Below are 15179 nucleotides of genomic sequence, written 5' to 3'. Positions count from 1 at the left end.
GGCGCCCGCCGCTCCGGCCGCGCCGGTCCAGGCCGCTCCCTCGGCCGCGCCCGAGCCGGTCCAGGTGGACACCACGCTGCGGGGCACGACCGAGAAGATGTCGCGGCTGCGCAAGGTCATCGCCGAGCGCATGATGGACTCGCTGCACACCACCGCGCAGCTCACCACCGTGGTCGAGGTGGACGTGACCCGGATCGCCAAGCTGCGCCAGCAGGCCAAGAGCGCGTTCGAGGCGCGGGAGGGCGTGAAGCTGTCGTTCATGCCGTTCTTCGCGCTGGCGGCGGTCGAGGCGCTGAAGGTGCATCCGAAGCTGAACGCGGTGATCAACGACGAGACCAACGAGGTCACCTACCACGACGTCGAGAACCTCGGCATCGCGGTGGACACTGAGAAGGGCCTCATCGTCCCCGTGGTCAAGGGCGCGGGCGACCTCAACATCGCCGGCCTGGCCCGCAAGATCGCCGACGTGGCCGAGCGCACAAGGACCAACAAGATCAGCCCCGACGACCTGGCCGGGGGCACGTTCACGCTGACCAACACCGGCAGCCGCGGCGCCCTGTTCGACACGCCGATCCTCAACAAGCCGCAGGTCGGCATGCTGGGCACCGGCGCGGTCGTGAAGCGTCCCGTGGTCGTCGACACGCCCGAGGGCGAGGTCATCGCGGTCCGCTCGACGGTGTTCCTGGCGCTCACCTACGACCACCGCCTGGTGGACGGCGCCGACGCCGCCCGCTTCCTCACGACGATCAAGCGCCGCCTGGAGGAGGGCCGCTTCGAGGGCCAACTCGGCCTGGCCTGAGCCGCACAATCGGCCGTTGACGAGCCCTTCGCCGACACCCGGCGAAGGGCTCGTTGTTTTCGAGTGCATCCGAACGTGGTTCCGCTGTCGAAGGAACTACGGTGGGTGACATGACGATCGTGGTGACGGGTTCCTCCGGGCTGCTGGGCTCGGCTCTGATCCGGGCGCTGGCCGCCGACGGCCGCCAGGTCCGCCGGTTGGTACGGCACGAGCCCGCCGCCCCTGACGAGGCCTTCTGGAACCCCGAGGAGGGCGTCCTGGACCCGTCGGTGCTCGATGGCGCGGACGCGGTCGTGCATCTGGCCGGGGCGGGGATCGGCGACAGGCGCTGGACGCCGGCGTACAAGCGGAAGGTTCTGGAGAGCCGCACGCGCGGCACGAGCATGCTGGCCGCGGCGCTGGCCGGGATGGGCGCCCCGCCGGGGGTGCTGCTGTCCGGGTCCGCGGTGGGTTTCTACGGCGACACCAAGGACCGCGCGGTCGACGAGAACGACCGGCAGGGCGAGGGTTTCCTGGCCGACGTGGTCACCCAGTGGGAGGGCGCGACGGCCCGGGCGGCCGAGGCGGGCATCCGCGTGGTCCGCATGCGCACCGGCGTCGTCCTCAGCAGGTCCGGCGGCGCGCTCGCCAAGGTGCTGCCCATCTTCAGAATGGGCCTGGGCGCCCCCCTCGGCACCGGCCGCCAGTACTTCTCCTGGATCTCCCGCACCGACTGGGTGAACGCCGTCCGCTTTCTCCTGCAAAACGAGGGAATCTCGGGACCCGTCAACGTGACCTCCCCCGAACCGGTCACCAACGCCGCCTACACCAAGGCCGTCGGCCACGCCATGAACCGCCCGACCCTGCCCATCCCCACCCCCGCCTTCGCCCTGCGCCTGGCTCTGGGCGAGTTCGCCGACGAAGGCGTACTGATCGGCCAGCGCGTGCTCCCCCGCGTCCTCCTGGACGCGGGTTACCGCTTCTCCGAGCCTGACCTGCCCACCGCCCTGAAGGCCGCGCTCAACGACTGACCGCCCGCTCGGCCATCGCCAGCAGGTCGTCGATTATCCTCGCGAAACGGGTGAACTGCTTGTCTTCCAGGATACCACCGGAGGCGGGATTGCCTGGTTATAGGTTCAAGCCGCCGGAGACTTCGATGTCTTGGGCGGTTATCCAGCGGCATTCCTCGGCCAGCAGTGTCGCGATCACCATGCCGATGTCGTCGGGTTCGCCGAGTCGTCCGAGGGCGGTCTTGGCGGCGATCGCGGGGATCACTTCGGGGTAGCGTTCGAACGCGTTGTCGGCGATGCGGGTGCGGGTGGAGCCGGGAGAGATGGAGTTGACGCGGATGCCGCGTGGGCTGAGTTCCTTGGCCAGGTAGCGGGTCAGGACGACCAGGCCGCCCTTCATGGTGCCGTAGGCGGAGTAGCCGGGTTCCATGCCGGAGCGCAGGGCCGCACTGCTCGTGGTGTTGACGATCGCGCCGCCGTCGGCCAGCAATGGCAGCAGGGTCTGGGTCAGGAAGTACGGGCCTTTGAGCAGCACCCGCATGAGCGTGTCGAACATCTCCTCGCTCGTGTCCTCGAACATCGCCATCTGGCCGAATCCGGCGTTGTTGACGAGGAAATCGAATGTGTCCCGCTGCCAGGTGTCGCGCAAGGCCGTGACGACGGATTCGCGGAAGGCCGGAAACGTCTCCGAATCGCCGACGGCCAGCGGCAGCGCGACGGCCGTGCCGCCGTCTTTCTCGATCATCGCCACCGTGTCCAGGGCTCCGGACTCGTTGTTCTGGTAGGTGAGAATCACTCCCGTTCCGCGCTTGGCGATCTGGATGGCGGCACTCTGCCCGATACCGGAGCTGGCACCGGTGACAATGGCGACCTGCATGGGTTGACCGCCTGTTCGTTCGTGGAGCCGATCAACGCTCCATGGGATTTAGGTATTTCCATCAGAACATCTCAACGTGCACATACGATATGAAGATGCTCTCTCGTCCTTGCACAATCCTCGTCACATCGAGAATTTCGGTCGCTCGTAGTGGCGACTGGAGGGACTAGTCCGGCACGGCTGAGGACAGGGCCGGTGCCGGTGCGTGCAGGACCCGGGCGAGCCAGTCGTGGCGGGTGCGGCGCGCCGCGGCCGAGACCCGCGCCTGGGGGTACAGGGCGTCGAATCCGTGGAAGCCGCCCGCCCAGATGTGCAGTTCCGCCTGGCCGCCGGCCGCCCAGATCCTGCTGGCGTAGGCGACGTCCTCGTCGCGGAAGACCTCGGCCGTGCCGGCGTCGATGTAGGTGGCAGGCAGGCCGGAGAGGTCGTCGGCCACCGCGGGTGAGACGTAGCTCGGCACGTCGCCGTCGGCGAGGCCGCCGAGGACTGAGGCCCAGCCGAACTGGTTCATCTCGCGGGTCCAGACGCCGGGCTCGCCGCCGTACTGCCGGGTGGAGGTGGTGTTGTCGCGGTGGTCGAGCATGGGGTAGATCAGCATCTGGGCGGCGATCGCGGGCGTGCCGCGGTCGCGTGCCATCAGGGTGGTTCCGGCGGCGAGGCCGCCGCCGGCGCTGGTGCCCGCGACGACGATGCGGGTGGGGTCGATGCCGAGTTCGCCGGCGTGCTCGGCGGTCCAGAGCAGGCCGTGGTAGCAGTCCTCGACCAGGGTCGTGCCGGTGGCCTCCGGCGCCAGCCGGTAGTCCACGGAGACGACGACGGCGCCGAACAGGTCGAGCCACTCAAGTGGGATGTCGATCTGCGCGAAGCGATCTCCCATGACCATGCCGCCGCCGTGGATCCAGTAGACGCATGGCGCGGCCTCGGCGCGATCGGCGGGGCTGAAGATCGACAGCGGGATCCGCGCGCCGTCGGGGGTGGGGATGGTGAGCTCCCGGCGGTCGACGGCGCGGCCGTCGAGGAGAGCGTCGATCGGTGTCGACGGGAGCTGGCGCAGCTGGGCGAGCACCTCGGGGGTGAGTTCGGACATGAGCGGCATGTCGGCGAGCAGCGCGTGCAGTTCAGGGTCGAGGTCGGGTCGTACGGATGCCATGGGGGTTCCTTTCGCTGGGGTTCTAGAAGGTGGCCTTGCCGCCGACGGGCACCTCGTCGACGTACTGGGAGTCGCCGGCCAGCAGCGGCTGCAGCTTCGCGACCAGTGCCTGCGCCGGCTCGGTCGCGAAGAACCGGCCGTGGGCCTCCTGGCTGGTCCAGCCTTCGGTGACGTAGACGATGTCCGGGTTGCTGGCCGAGCGGCTGACCAGGAAGACGACGCAGTCCTCGTTCGGCAGGGACGGCGCGTTGAGCAGGAGCTCGACCAGCTCGTCAGCCTTGCCGGGCTGAGCGGTCATTGTGGCGTGGAAACCGTGGCTGACGGCCATGGGGCTATCTCCTCATTCGTGGAGCGGTCTTGCGCTCCTGGGATATCGACAACCCCATGTAAGCATCGCCACCAGCGGAAACGTTAGAACGATGCTCTTGACCTCATGCCTGATTCTATCGTTGCGGCGAGTATCAGTTGGTGCTTCAATCGGGTCATGGCCCTTGATGAGCTGCGCGCGTTGCTCGCCCGCCACGCCCGACCCGACACGACCACCGCCATCGACAGCGTCCTGATCTCGAAGGTCGAGCAGTCGGCTCCGCCGTCGCCGTCGATGACGGGCACGGTGCTGGCGCTCATCGCGCAGGGCGCGAAACGCATCGCGCTGGGCGACCGCGTGTACGAGTACCGCGCCGGGCAGTACCTCATCGCCTCGGTCGACCTGCCGATCACCGGCCACTTCACCGAGGCCAGCCCCGAACGGCCGGCGCTGGGTTTCGGACTGACCCTGCACCCGGCCACCGTCGCCGAACTGCTGCTGCAGGCGCCCCCCGGAGACCTCCCGCCCGCCGGCGGCGGCGCGCCGTCCGGCCTGGCCGTCAGCGACGCGTCCGGCCAGCTCATCGACGCGGTGATCAGGCTGCTACGCCTGCTCGACCAGCCACGCGACCTGGCGGTGCTCGCGCCGCTGATCAAACGGGAGATCCTCTGGCGGATCATCACCGGCGAGCAGGGCGCCGTCGTCCGCCAGCTCGGCCTCGCCGACAGCAGCTTGACCCACATCGCCCGGGCGGTCCGGTGGATCCGCGATCACTACACGCGGTCCTTCCGGGTGGAGGACGTGGCGCAGATGTCCGGCATGAGCGTGTCCGCCTTCTACCGCAACTTCCAGGCGGTCACCGCGATGAGCCCGATCCAGTTCCAGAAACAGATCCGGCTGCAGGAGGCCCGGCTCCTGCTCGCCACGCATCCCAACGACGTCACCGGCGTCGGCATGCGCGTCGGCTACGACAGCCCGTCACAGTTCAGCCGCGAGTACCGCCGCCAGTTCGGCGCGCCTCCCAGCCAGGACGCCGCCCGCCTGCGCGGCTCGACGCTCGGCACCGCATCAACCCTGGCGTAACCGGAGAGGCGGCCTAAGAAAGCGGCCGTAGCAGGATTTCACGATAAATCCGGATACTATTCCGGCGTATAGCAGTAATAACCCTCTGAACCGGTCAAAGAGTGAGGTCACCGGCCCTCCGGACGTCTGCCACCCCCCGCGACGACACGTCGGTTATCCTCGCGAAACGGGTGAACTACCCCTCTTCCGGGATACCAGCGCGAGCGCGCACGGCCGGGTCGTAGGCTTGGGCACTCCTCTTTCTTTCTGACAAGGGAGTGAACAATGGGACGGGTTGGGCAGTCGCACATCGTGGCAATCGGGGGCGGTTCGTTCCGCCTAACCGGCCGGTTCGACTTCTTGGAGGCGACTCCCCTGCTCCGCTACGTCCTGGACCTGACCGGGCAGGACCGGCCCAAAGTGGGCATGCTCGCGACCGCGTCCGGCGACGCCGACGACTGGCTGCTCAAGATGTACGGCGCGTTCCGCGACTGGGACGTGGAGCTCAGCCACCTGAGCGTCTTCCCGATGCCCAACATCCCGGACCCGCGCGCCTGGATCCTGGAGCAGGACGCGATCTACGTGAGCGGCGGCAGCGTGGCCAACCTGATGGCGCTGTGGCGGCTGCACGGTCTGGACGAGGCGCTGGAGGAGGCCTGGCGGGCGGGTGTGGTGCTGGCAGGTCAGAGCGCGGGGGCGCTGTGCTGGCATGTGGGCGGGAACACCGACTCGTTCGGGCCGGAGTTGCGGCCGTGGGCGGAGGGGATGGGACTGTTGCCGTACTCGTGCGGGGTGCACTACGACTCCGACGAGCAGCGGCGGCCGCTGTTGCACCAGTCGGTGGCCTCCGGGGAGCTGCCGGACGGGTACGCGGCGGACGAGGGCGTGGCCCTGCACTACGTGGGCACCGAGTTCATCCAGGCGGTCAGCATCGAGCCGGACGGCTACGCGTACCGGATTGAGAGAGATGGTGCGGGTGGGGTGAAGGAGTTCCGTATCGAACCCCGGCAACTCGCGTCTACCCTGGACATGTGAGTGGGCTGGCTATCGTCCGACTTGGCGTCGATGTTCCGTACGAGCAGGTGTGGGCACTGCAGCGGCTGGCGCACGCCCGGCGGGTGAGCGGCGAGCTGGATGATCTGTGCCTGCTGCTGGAACACGCGCCCGTCTACACGGCGGGCAAACGCACGGGTCCTGAGGACCGGCCGAGCGACGGCACGCCGGTCATCGACGTGGACCGGGGCGGCCGGGTCACCTGGCATGGCCCCGGGCAGCTGGTCGGGTATCCGATCGTGCGGATCGACGACGTGATTCCGTACGTGCGGCTGCTCGAAGAGGTGTTGATCCAGGTCTGCGCGGATCTGGGGGTGGTGGCCGGGCGGGTTGACGGCCGGGCCGGGGTGTGGGTGCGCGGGGAGGCGTCCCACGGGGTGCCGGACCGCCGGCTGGGCGCGATCGGGATCCGGGTCGCCAAGGGCGTCACGATGCATGGGTTCGCGCTGAACTGCGCGAATGATCTGAGCTGGTACAACCGGATCGTCCCATGCGGCATCCGGGACGCGGGGGTGACGTCGCTGTCGGCCGAGACCGGTCGCCGGATCACGGTGGACGAGGTCATCCCGTACGCGGAGAAACGCCTGGGCGAGGCGCTCAAAGCGGAGATCTATGACATGTACGAGGAAGACCTGCACGCCTAATCCAGCCAGAATGGCCATATGTTGACCAAGTTCGCGGCCTATGTCGTCGCGATCGCGGTGCACGCGTTCACTCTCGCCTTCGCCGCGCTCGGCCTGTGGACGATCCTGCGAAACCCCGCCTTCCTGGCGAACTGGCTGCTCGGCGGGGTCTTTTTGGGGCTTGGCTTCATGCTCAGGCCGCGCGCCGCCCGCCTCTCCCCCGCCGCCGAACTCCTCCCCCGGGAAACCGCCCCGGCCCTGTACGCCCTCGCCGAACGGGTGGCCGCCGCGACCGGGGCGCCGAAACCGCAGGCGGTAGCCGTACACGATCAGGGGCTGGGGGCGGAGCTGGCGCGGATCGGGCTGCGGCGGCGGCCGGTGCTGACCGTGGGGCTGCCGATCTGGCTGGCGCTCGCGCCCGCGCAGCGGGTGGCGCTGCTGGCGGTGGCCTGCGCGAACGCGCGGGCGGAGGAAGGGGTGATCATCGGCGGCGCGCGGACGACGCTGACCGAGGCGCGGGCGGCGCTGTTCGGCGGCGGGGAGAATTCGAGCCGGCGGCGGGCGCACGAGGACATGGCGCTGACGCTGGGCGCGTGGGCGCCGGAAACCACCTACGACGCGGCGGGGACCTTCGGGCGGCTGGTGGGCTGGGTGGTCGGGTGGCCCGCGATCGTGGCCGGCTTCCTGCTCGATCGGCTCACCCGGGGCTGGCTAGCCCAGGAACGCGCGCGGGCGCGGGAAATCGCGGAGCAGGTCGCCGGGCCGGACGCGCTGGCCGAACTGTCCGAGCTTGCCGCCTCCCGGCGCTACCTGGCGCCCTTGCAGGCCGCGGCGCTGCGCGGCGAGGACGTGTCGGTGATCCGGCGCGGCGCCCTCGACCGGGCCGCGCTGCGGGACCTGGACGGCCCCGGGCCGGTGGCCGCCACGATCGAGGCGGGCGAGTCCGAGCGGGTCGACGAGGAGCTGAAATCGCGGTATGCCCGCATGCTCAGGGGCCTCGGCCTGCTCAGCTGAGGACTGGCATAAGCTGGCAGGGTGAGCGTCGCACCTGAAGGCCGTAAACTCCTCCGCCTGGAAGTTCGCAACAGCCAGAGCCCCATCGAGCGCAAACCCCCGTGGATCAAGACCAAGCTCAAAACGGGGCCCGAATACACCGAGCTCAAATCGCTGGTCCGGCGGGAGGGCCTGCACACGGTCTGCGAGGAGGCCGGGTGTCCCAACATCTACGAATGCTGGGAGGACCGCGAGGCGACCTTCCTCATCGGCGGCGACCAGTGCACCCGCCGCTGCGACTTCTGCCAGATCGACACCGGCAAGCCCGCGGCCTATGACACCGACGAGCCGCGCCGGGTCGCCGAGTCGGTCCAGCAGATGGGCCTGCGCTACGCGACCGTCACCGGCGTCGCCCGCGACGACCTGCCCGACGGCGGCGCCTGGCTGTATGCGGAGACCGCCCGCCAGATCCACGCGCTGCTGCCCGGCTGCGGGGTGGAACTCCTGGTTCCCGACTTCAACGGCGACCGCGCCCAGCTGGAGGAGGTCTTCTCGGCCCGGCCCGAGGTGTTCGCGCACAACGTCGAGACCGTGCCGCGGATCTTCAAGCGGATCCGGCCCGCGTTCCGCTACGACCGGTCGCTGGGCGTGCTGACCACCGCCCGCGAGGCCGGTCTGGTCACCAAGTCCAACCTGATCCTGGGCATGGGCGAGGAGCGCGCGGAGATCGTGCAGGCTATGCGCGATCTGCACGAGGCGGGCTGCGACCTGCTGACGATCACGCAGTACCTGCGACCGACGCCGCGCCATCACCCGGTCGAGCGCTGGGTGAAGCCCGAGGAGTTCGTGGAGCTGCAGCAGGAGGCCGAGGCGATCGGTTTCGCCGGGGTGCTGTCCGGGCCGCTGGTGCGCTCCTCGTACCGGGCCGGGCGGCTGTACCAGCAGGCGATCGAGCACAGGTCCGCCGTTCGAAGCTGATTCGTTTTCACGAATCGCCCGCGGGATTTGTATCCTTCACGTCATGGCGAAAGACCCGGCGAGCCCAGGCCGCATCAAGCAACTCCGGATGGTCGCGCAGATCATCAAGAAGGCCAACCCCAAGGGGATGCCGATCGTCTACGCGTCCGTCGTCGGCGTGCTCGCGCTCGCCGTCGTGGTCGGGGTGCTGACCAACAGCGTGATCTACGCGCTGATCCTCGGCATCCCGGTGTCGCTGCTGGTCGGAATGATCATTTTCGGCCAGCTGGCCCAGCGGGCGCAGTATTCGATGCTGCACGGCCAGCCCGGCGCGGCGTACGCGATCCTCCAGGGCATGCGGGGGAACTGGTATGTCGAGGAGAAGCCGGTCGCGGTCAACCGCGAGCAGGACCTGGTGTTCCGGGTGGTCGGCTACCCGGGCGTGATCCTCGTCTCGGAAGGGCCCGGCAACCGGGTGCAGCGCATGCTGCTGGCCGAGAAGAAGCGGGTCCAGCGGGTGGCGATCGACGTTCCCGTCTACGACGTGCAGTGCGGTGACGCCGAAGGGCAGGTGCCGATCGCCAAGCTGCAGCGGCACCTGATGAAACTGCCCCGCAACCTCAAGAAGCCGGCTGTCTCCGAGGTCAACAACCGCATGCGCGCGCTGACCCCGTCGATTCCGCTGCCGAAGGGCCCGATGCCGAAGGGCGCGCGGATGCCGAAGACGCCCAAGGCGCCGAAGGCTCGCTGAACCGCATGTTCAGGAAGCGGGTCTCCAGGGCCGAGACCTCGCGGGCCAACAGGAGTTGGTGGGACGGCGCCTCGGACTGGTATCAGGCCGAGCATGGGGCGTTCCTGCGCGATGACGGTTTCATCTGGTGTCCGGAAGGTCTGGATGAGGCCGATGCCGGGCTGCTGGGCGAGGTGCGTGGGCTGCGGATCCTCGAAGTCGGCGGTGGCGCCGGACAGTGCGGCCGCTGGCTGGCTCGGCAGGGAGCCGAGGTCGTCTCTCTGGATCTGTCGTATCGGCAACTTCAGCATGCGCGCCGCATCGACCAGGACTCGCCGGCGCAGCTGCCGCTCGTGCAGGCCGACGCGGAATTCCTGCCGTTCGCGGGCGCCTCGTTCGATCTGGCCTGCTCGGCCTTCGGCGCGCTGCCGTTCGTGGCGGACGCGGGGGCCGTCCTGGCCGAGACGCGCAGGGTGCTGCGTTCCGGCGGGCGGTTCGTCTTCGCCGTCAGCCATCCGATTCGGTGGGCGTTTCCGGACGATCCCGGGCCGCGCGGGCTGACGGCTGATCGGTCGTATTTCGATCGGGTGCCGTACGTGGAGGTTGAGGACGGCCAGGTCTCCTACGTGGAGCATCACCGTACGCTGGGCGACTGGGTCGGTCTGATCTCCGGGGCCGGGTTCACGCTGGTGGCGCTCACCGAACCGGAATGGCCTGAGGGCCACGATCGCGATTGGGGCGGCTGGAGCCCGCTCCGGGGGCGTCACATCCCGGGCACCGCCATCTTCAGCTGCGTCACAGCCTGACGGCGATCGTCCCGGCCGCGCGGTCGTGCAGGCCCCGCTGATCCCGGTCCCAGATCAGGGCGGGTACGGCCAGGCAGAGCAGGAACGTCCGGATCAGCACGGCCAGCAGTGTCGGCTGGGAGCCGTCCAGGGCGGCGATCCGGATCTTGAACAGGCGCATGCCGAGGGTCATGCCGAGTGTGCCCACGAGCAGGATGTAGGCGGCGGCGAACACCGCCATGCCGATCCAGGAGGCGTCCTGTGGGCTGGCCTGGAACAGGCCGCGAGCGATCGCCCAGGTGCAGAGCATCCAGTCGACCAGGATGGCGCCGATGCGGCGGCCGAAACCGGCGACGGCGCCGGGGCCGTCCTGGGGGAGGCCGAGTCGCTGTCCGGGGTAGCCGAGGTCGACGCCCGCGGATCGGGTTCCGCCTAGCCAGGTCTGCGTCCAGCGGGGTTCCCGTGGCGGTGGCTGGCCTGTTTGTCCGCTCTGGGTGGGCCGAGGCTGCTTGTTGCCGGGTTGCCGCCCTTGACCATCGCCGCGCTGTCGCTGGTCACGGGCCTGGCGGTTGGTGGGCTGCCGGTTCGAGGGCTGCCGTTGTTTCATATGCTCAACGGTATCGGCCGGATGTGGTGGCTCCTCCTTCGACGTACCAGTCTGGGAAAGACTGGGTCAAGGCGGCGCCGGAGGTGACGTGTCACTTCCCCGTCACGGTTAGCGTTGGATCGCGGTTCCATTAACACGTGCGAAACAAACGAGACATGGGGTGGAAACGCCCCGGGCCTACTTTCAGTCTGCTAAGCCCATGCCCCTGGGAGGTTCGAGAGAGTGTTTAACTCCGCCGACGACGTCCTGAATTTCATCCGGGACGAAGGGGTGCAGTTCGTCGACGTCAGGTTCACCGACCTGCCGGGCACGACGCACCACTTCACCTTCCCCGTCGAGAACTTTGGCCCCAACGTCTTCACCGACGGCCTGATGTTCGACGGTTCGTCCATCCGTGGATTCCAGGCCATTCACGAGTCGGACATGCTGCTGCTGCCCGACCCGACGACGGCCGTGATCGACCCGTTCCGCAAGCACAAGACGTTGAACATCAACTTCTTCGTGCACGACCCGCTCACCGGCGAGGCGTACAGTCGCGACCCGCGCAACGTCGCCCGCAAGGCCGAGGAGTTCCTCAAGGGAACAGGCATCGCCGACACGGTGTATTTCGGCCCCGAGGCCGAGTTCTACATCTTCGACGACGTGCGCTTCCAGACCAACCAGCACTCGAGTTTCTACTACATCGACTCGATCGAAGGCGCCTGGAACACCGGCACCGCCACGCAGGGCGGCAACCTCGGCTACAAGCCCCGCTACAAGGGCGGCTACTTCCCGGTCCCGCCGATGGACCACTTCACCGACCTCCGGTCGGAGATGGTCCGCCGTCTCATCGACGCCGGCATCGAGACCGAGATGCAGCACCACGAGGTCGGCACCGCCGGCCAGGCCGAGATCGACTTCAAGTTCGGCACGCTGCTGCAGACCGCCGACAAGCTGATGCTCTACAAGTACATCATCAAGAGCACGGCCCTGGAGTTCGGCCACACGGTCACCTTCATGCCGAAGCCGATCTTCGGTGACAACGGCTCGGGCATGCACTGCCACCAGTCGCTCTGGAAGGACGGCGAGCCGCTCTTCTACGACGAGGTCGGCTACGCGGGCCTGTCCGACATCGCCCGCTACTACATCGGCGGCCTGCTCAAGCACGCGCCCTCGCTGCTGGCCTTCACCAACCCGACGGTGAACTCCTACCACCGCCTGGTGCCCGGCTACGAGGCCCCGGTCAACCTGGTCTACTCCCAGCGCAACCGCTCGGCCTGCGTACGCATCCCGATCACCGGCTCCAACCCGAAGGCCAAGCGCCTGGAGTTCCGGGTTCCGGACCCGTCGTGCAACCCGTACTTCGCGTTCGCCGCGCAGCTCATGGCCGGCATCGACGGCATCCGCAACAAGATCGAGCCGCCGGAGCCGGTCGACAAGGACCTCTACGAGCTTCCTCCTGAGGAGGCCCGCCAGGTCCCGCAGGTGCCCGGCTCGCTGTCCGCGGTCCTGGACGCCCTTGAGGCCGACCACGACTACCTCCTCGAAGGCGGCGTCTTCACGCCCGACCTGATCGAGACGTGGATCGAATACAAGCGCACCCAGGAAATCGACCCGATCCGGCTGCGCCCGCACCCGCACGAGTTCGAGCTCTACTACGACGTGTGACGGCGGGGTTTCCGGCCTCGGCGATCTTCCCGGAAATGAGCGCTGACCTGGGAAACCTGTCGTTGGTTGTCGTTGTTGTAGTTGCTGAGCAACGCCAGAAGGAACAGAGAGGTAACAGAACGGCCTGGCATCAAGATCGATGCCAGGCCGTTCTGCGCTGGTGGGGCTGGTGACAGCAGCTCGCCGCCTGCTCCGCATAGTGCGCCTCCTGCCACAATTCCACGTCGGCGATCTTGTACCGGACGTGCTTGCCGAACTTCATGAAGCGGGGGCCGATCCGCGCGAGTTCCAGGCGTAGACGGTCATGATGGGCACCCCCAAGCGCTCCGCAAGGCCCTCCGGGCTCAGAGCCTGTCTGCCACTGATGCCCCCTTCACGGTCCGGCCTTCCGCAACGTTTGGCGTCGCTTGCCATTGCGACGCACTTGACGCGCATTCGTGCGTCATGCGCTTCATCGGGCGGAACGGCGAAACTCGACAATCTCGCGGGTGGGATGGACCCCGGCGTCGCGCAGGACACGGTCACCCAGCGGTTGGCCCAGCTCGACGGTGAACGGCGTGGGCGGATTGCCCTGGCACGTCACAGCTCCGCCGCCGTCAAATCTTTCGACGCCAATGACCAAGCCCACTTCCCGGTCCGTCTCCTCCAGGCTGACCACGCGGACGCGCCCGGTGGCGGGCTGACCGCTCGCGCACGCTCGCTCGGTAACCAGCAGGTGGACACCGGTGCCGGTGGCCGGGCGGGCCGGGTCGAGGGCGACGTCGGCGACGCCCAGGCCGTCCATGACCCGCCGCAGGTCACAGCGGCGCGAGCTGCGCAAATGCCAGCTCGGGCGGCCGTCGGCGTCCGGCGGGCCGAAGCGTTCGACCAGCAGGTAACCATGGGTGGTCTTCATAGTGTCCGGGTCCCGCGGCTCGTCGAGCTCCCGGATGATCGCGACTCGTTCGTCGCTCTCCTCGACGATGCGCCACTTGTGCAGGTCCTCGACCGGACGCACCTCGTGACCCTTGAGCGCGGCCCGCCCGTCGGGCCCGAGCTGGGTGGCCGGACGGCCGTCGCTCAGCACCTCCAGCGGGACCGGGTTGTTGCCGCAGGCGTAGGCGGGCTCCGCCGCCCACGGCCGAACGACTCCGCACCCGGCCGCGAGGAGCAACACCGGCACGATTCTTTTCCCGTTCTGAACGACGCGTCCGCGCGTGGCCCGGTTCACCTCTGTGATGGTAGTGACGAGTTCGCAAATCACTTATTTGACATTTGCCTCGGTGCATCCGCCGCCCAGGACGACCAGACCCGAGACCACCAGCACCGTCCCGCCGAGCGCGCCCCACGTAACCACCGCCAGCATCCAGACCGCGAAGACCGCCAGCACGATGCCGAGCACGCCCGCGCCGAGTACGCCGCTCCAGCACCACCAGGACCGCGCCGACCGACGACTACCAGCCGAACCACCACCAGTTCCACGCCGGACACCTGCGACAGCGGAGGCCCCGGCCCTACCGGATCGGGACTGGGTGCACTGGATCCACCAGTGGCGTGCCCGCTCCAGGTCGGACGTGGTCGTGTCGCCGAGGTTCGCCGCAGCGTACTCGGCGCGGGCGTACGGGGTGAGTTGGATCGCGCACTGGAGATCGTGGGGCCTGTCGCGCAGGGCGCGCATGTAGGCGACCAGGTCGCCGTTGATGTCGTTGATCGTCTCGATCTTCGCGGGATTCTTGGCGAAGAACACGGCGGCGACCCGGCGAACGGCTCGCAGTACACCTCGTGCTTGGGCAGGAGGAGGCGAGGAATGGGGCGAGCCGACCCTTGGCGCCGTAGTACTGGAAGGGAGGGCGCAGTGCCACGGGCGGTCTCCCTTCGGTGGGTGCATGCGAAGAACCGGTGACTCTGTGTCCATTCACCGGCTCTGGCGTTCTGTCGTTATGTTCTCTGGCGGGGCATGCCGATACGGTGCCGGGGTGGCAAACAGCGATGTGGATGGCCTACGCGGTTCATTCGCCGAGGAATTAGCGCGCCTCCAGCGCAATGTCGATGCTTCCGCGCGGGTCCAGTTTTTGCGAGCCAGGCAATGGGATGGTTTCGGCACACTGCTGAACGTCTTGACTGCCTTGCTCGCCGGCCTGGCCGGTGTGAGCACACTGACCGAGGTAACGGGCACCCTTCTGGCTGGCATTCTTGCGCTTGCCGCCGCCGCCCTGGCCGCCCTCTCGACGGCGGTGGGCGCTGAGAAGAAGGGGGCGGCGAGCGCGACGGCGGGCAATGCGTACATCGAGGTACGCGATGTGATCCGGCACGTCCGGCTTTTCGATCTACCGCGGCTGCCCATCGATGAAATTCGGGCTGAGCTCCTGCAGCTGACCGAGCGGGTGCACGCCATCAACAAGTCGGCCCCGATCGCCGGCGCGCTAGTTCGCCGAGCCATCCGACGGGCGGTCCAACGCGAGGCGCAACCGGGAGAGAAAACTAGCACTACCTGAGCCATCGCGGAATGTAGCTGGCAAGCACCATGACTCCCTACTCCAGCATCGACGCCACCAACTGCGACGAGTCCCGCTCAAGCCGGTCGCGGCTGTGCAGGTAGATCTCCGTCGTGGAAACGTCGG

General features: G+C 68.3%; 17 protein-coding genes. 11 read left to right on the top strand and 6 right to left on the bottom strand.

The features are described 5' to 3' along the window. Window positions 1-799: 2-oxo acid dehydrogenase subunit E2 (locus Aple_RS18980; RefSeq protein ID WP_174889848.1), on the top strand; the 799-nt coding region annotated here is incomplete at its 5' end. Window positions 800-909: 110 nt separating this feature from the next. Next, window positions 910-1809, top strand: coding sequence for a TIGR01777 family oxidoreductase (locus Aple_RS18975; protein WP_155345949.1), 900 nt, complete (start codon window positions 910-912; stop codon window positions 1807-1809). A gap of 97 nt (window positions 1810-1906) precedes the next feature. Here the strand turns inward: Aple_RS18975 and Aple_RS18970 are convergent, their stop codons facing one another. The 3 genes from Aple_RS18970 to Aple_RS18960 form a co-directional block, all read right to left on the bottom strand. Continuing rightward, complete coding sequence (locus Aple_RS18970) at window positions 1907-2665, bottom strand: SDR family NAD(P)-dependent oxidoreductase (RefSeq protein ID WP_155345948.1); 759 nt, start codon at window positions 2663-2665, stop codon at window positions 1907-1909. A 166-nt stretch (window positions 2666-2831) separates the two neighbouring features. After that, window positions 2832-3815 (bottom strand): alpha/beta hydrolase, encoded by a 984-nt coding sequence (locus Aple_RS18965; protein ID WP_155345947.1) that lies wholly within the window; start codon window positions 3813-3815, stop codon window positions 2832-2834. A gap of 22 nt (window positions 3816-3837) precedes the next feature. Then, window positions 3838-4143 (bottom strand): putative quinol monooxygenase, encoded by a 306-nt coding sequence (locus Aple_RS18960; RefSeq protein ID WP_155345946.1) that lies wholly within the window; start codon window positions 4141-4143, stop codon window positions 3838-3840. Between the two features lie 156 nt (window positions 4144-4299). Here Aple_RS18960 and Aple_RS18955 point away from each other — a divergent pair, with 156 nt between their 5' ends. The 7 genes from Aple_RS18955 (at window position 4300) to Aple_RS18925 (ending at window position 10346) form a co-directional block, all read left to right on the top strand. Then, window positions 4300-5205 (top strand): AraC family transcriptional regulator, encoded by a 906-nt coding sequence (locus Aple_RS18955; RefSeq protein WP_155345945.1) that lies wholly within the window; start codon window positions 4300-4302, stop codon window positions 5203-5205. 264 nt (window positions 5206-5469) lie between these two features. Continuing rightward, complete coding sequence (locus Aple_RS18950; protein WP_155345944.1) at window positions 5470-6219, top strand: Type 1 glutamine amidotransferase-like domain-containing protein; 750 nt, start codon at window positions 5470-5472, stop codon at window positions 6217-6219. Then, entirely contained in the window at window positions 6216-6881 is a 666-nt protein-coding gene (gene lipB / locus Aple_RS18945; RefSeq protein ID WP_155345943.1) for a lipoyl(octanoyl) transferase LipB, read from the top strand. Before Aple_RS18950 ends, lipB begins: the two co-directional genes overlap by 4 nt. A gap of 18 nt (window positions 6882-6899) precedes the next feature. Further along, window positions 6900-7874, top strand: coding sequence for a M48 family metallopeptidase (locus Aple_RS18940; RefSeq protein ID WP_155345942.1), 975 nt, complete (start codon window positions 6900-6902; stop codon window positions 7872-7874). A 21-nt stretch (window positions 7875-7895) separates the two neighbouring features. Continuing rightward, window positions 7896-8831, top strand: coding sequence for a lipoyl synthase (lipA, locus tag Aple_RS18935; RefSeq protein WP_155345941.1), 936 nt, complete (start codon window positions 7896-7898; stop codon window positions 8829-8831). 43 nt (window positions 8832-8874) lie between these two features. Next, entirely contained in the window at window positions 8875-9561 is a 687-nt protein-coding gene (locus Aple_RS18930; protein ID WP_155345940.1) for a DUF4191 domain-containing protein, read from the top strand. Window positions 9562-9566: 5 nt separating this feature from the next. Further along, entirely contained in the window at window positions 9567-10346 is a 780-nt protein-coding gene (locus Aple_RS18925) for a class I SAM-dependent methyltransferase (RefSeq protein WP_155345939.1), read from the top strand. Here the strand turns inward: Aple_RS18925 and Aple_RS18920 are convergent. Beyond that, entirely contained in the window at window positions 10336-10932 is a 597-nt protein-coding gene (locus Aple_RS18920; RefSeq protein WP_155345938.1) for an RDD family protein, read from the bottom strand. The genes Aple_RS18925 and Aple_RS18920 overlap by 11 nt on opposite strands. 222 nt (window positions 10933-11154) lie before the next feature. On the opposite strand from Aple_RS18920, the gene glnA reads away from it, so the two are divergent. Next, entirely contained in the window at window positions 11155-12579 is a 1425-nt protein-coding gene (gene glnA / locus Aple_RS18915; RefSeq protein ID WP_155345937.1) for a type I glutamate--ammonia ligase, read from the top strand. 451 nt (window positions 12580-13030) lie between these two features. On the opposite strand, the gene Aple_RS18910 is transcribed toward glnA, so the two are convergent. Both Aple_RS18910 and Aple_RS18905 read right to left on the bottom strand, forming a co-directional pair. Further along, complete coding sequence (locus Aple_RS18910) at window positions 13031-13789, bottom strand: hypothetical protein (RefSeq protein WP_155345936.1); 759 nt, start codon at window positions 13787-13789, stop codon at window positions 13031-13033. Window positions 13790-13822: 33 nt separating this feature from the next. Next, window positions 13823-14305: a DNA adenine methylase gene (locus tag Aple_RS18905; RefSeq protein ID WP_155345935.1), complete on the bottom strand. Its 483-nt coding sequence runs from the start codon at window positions 14303-14305 to the stop codon at window positions 13823-13825. 229 nt (window positions 14306-14534) lie between these two features. On the opposite strand from Aple_RS18905, the gene Aple_RS18900 reads away from it, so the two are divergent. Further along, window positions 14535-15053: an SLATT domain-containing protein gene (locus Aple_RS18900; RefSeq protein ID WP_170321553.1), complete on the top strand. Its 519-nt coding sequence runs from the start codon at window positions 14535-14537 to the stop codon at window positions 15051-15053. Window positions 15054-15179 lie beyond the last annotated feature (126 nt).

Origin of the sequence: Acrocarpospora pleiomorpha (assembly GCF_009687885.1) — a bacterium.
In the GTDB taxonomy this organism is placed as follows: domain Bacteria; phylum Actinomycetota; class Actinomycetes; order Streptosporangiales; family Streptosporangiaceae; genus Acrocarpospora; species Acrocarpospora pleiomorpha.
Note: the sequence above shows the minus strand (reverse complement) of the source record. Positions and strands in the feature narration are given on the sequence as shown.

Coding starts and splice junctions, on each gene's coding strand:
- Aple_RS18975 (WP_155345949.1), top strand. CDS start 910: ATGACGATCGTGGTGACGGGTTCCTCCGGGCTGCTGGGCTCGGCTCTG.
- Aple_RS18970 (WP_155345948.1), bottom strand. CDS start 2,665: ATGCAGGTCGCCATTGTCACCGGTGCCAGCTCCGGTATCGGGCAGAGT.
- Aple_RS18965 (WP_155345947.1), bottom strand. CDS start 3,815: ATGGCATCCGTACGACCCGACCTCGACCCTGAACTGCACGCGCTGCTC.
- Aple_RS18960 (WP_155345946.1), bottom strand. CDS start 4,143: ATGGCCGTCAGCCACGGTTTCCACGCCACAATGACCGCTCAGCCCGGC.
- Aple_RS18955 (WP_155345945.1), top strand. CDS start 4,300: ATGGCCCTTGATGAGCTGCGCGCGTTGCTCGCCCGCCACGCCCGACCC.
- Aple_RS18950 (WP_155345944.1), top strand. CDS start 5,470: ATGGGACGGGTTGGGCAGTCGCACATCGTGGCAATCGGGGGCGGTTCG.
- Aple_RS18940 (WP_155345942.1), top strand. CDS start 6,900: ATGTTGACCAAGTTCGCGGCCTATGTCGTCGCGATCGCGGTGCACGCG.
- Aple_RS18930 (WP_155345940.1), top strand. CDS start 8,875: ATGGCGAAAGACCCGGCGAGCCCAGGCCGCATCAAGCAACTCCGGATG.
- Aple_RS18925 (WP_155345939.1), top strand. CDS start 9,567: ATGTTCAGGAAGCGGGTCTCCAGGGCCGAGACCTCGCGGGCCAACAGG.
- Aple_RS18920 (WP_155345938.1), bottom strand. CDS start 10,932: ATGAAACAACGGCAGCCCTCGAACCGGCAGCCCACCAACCGCCAGGCC.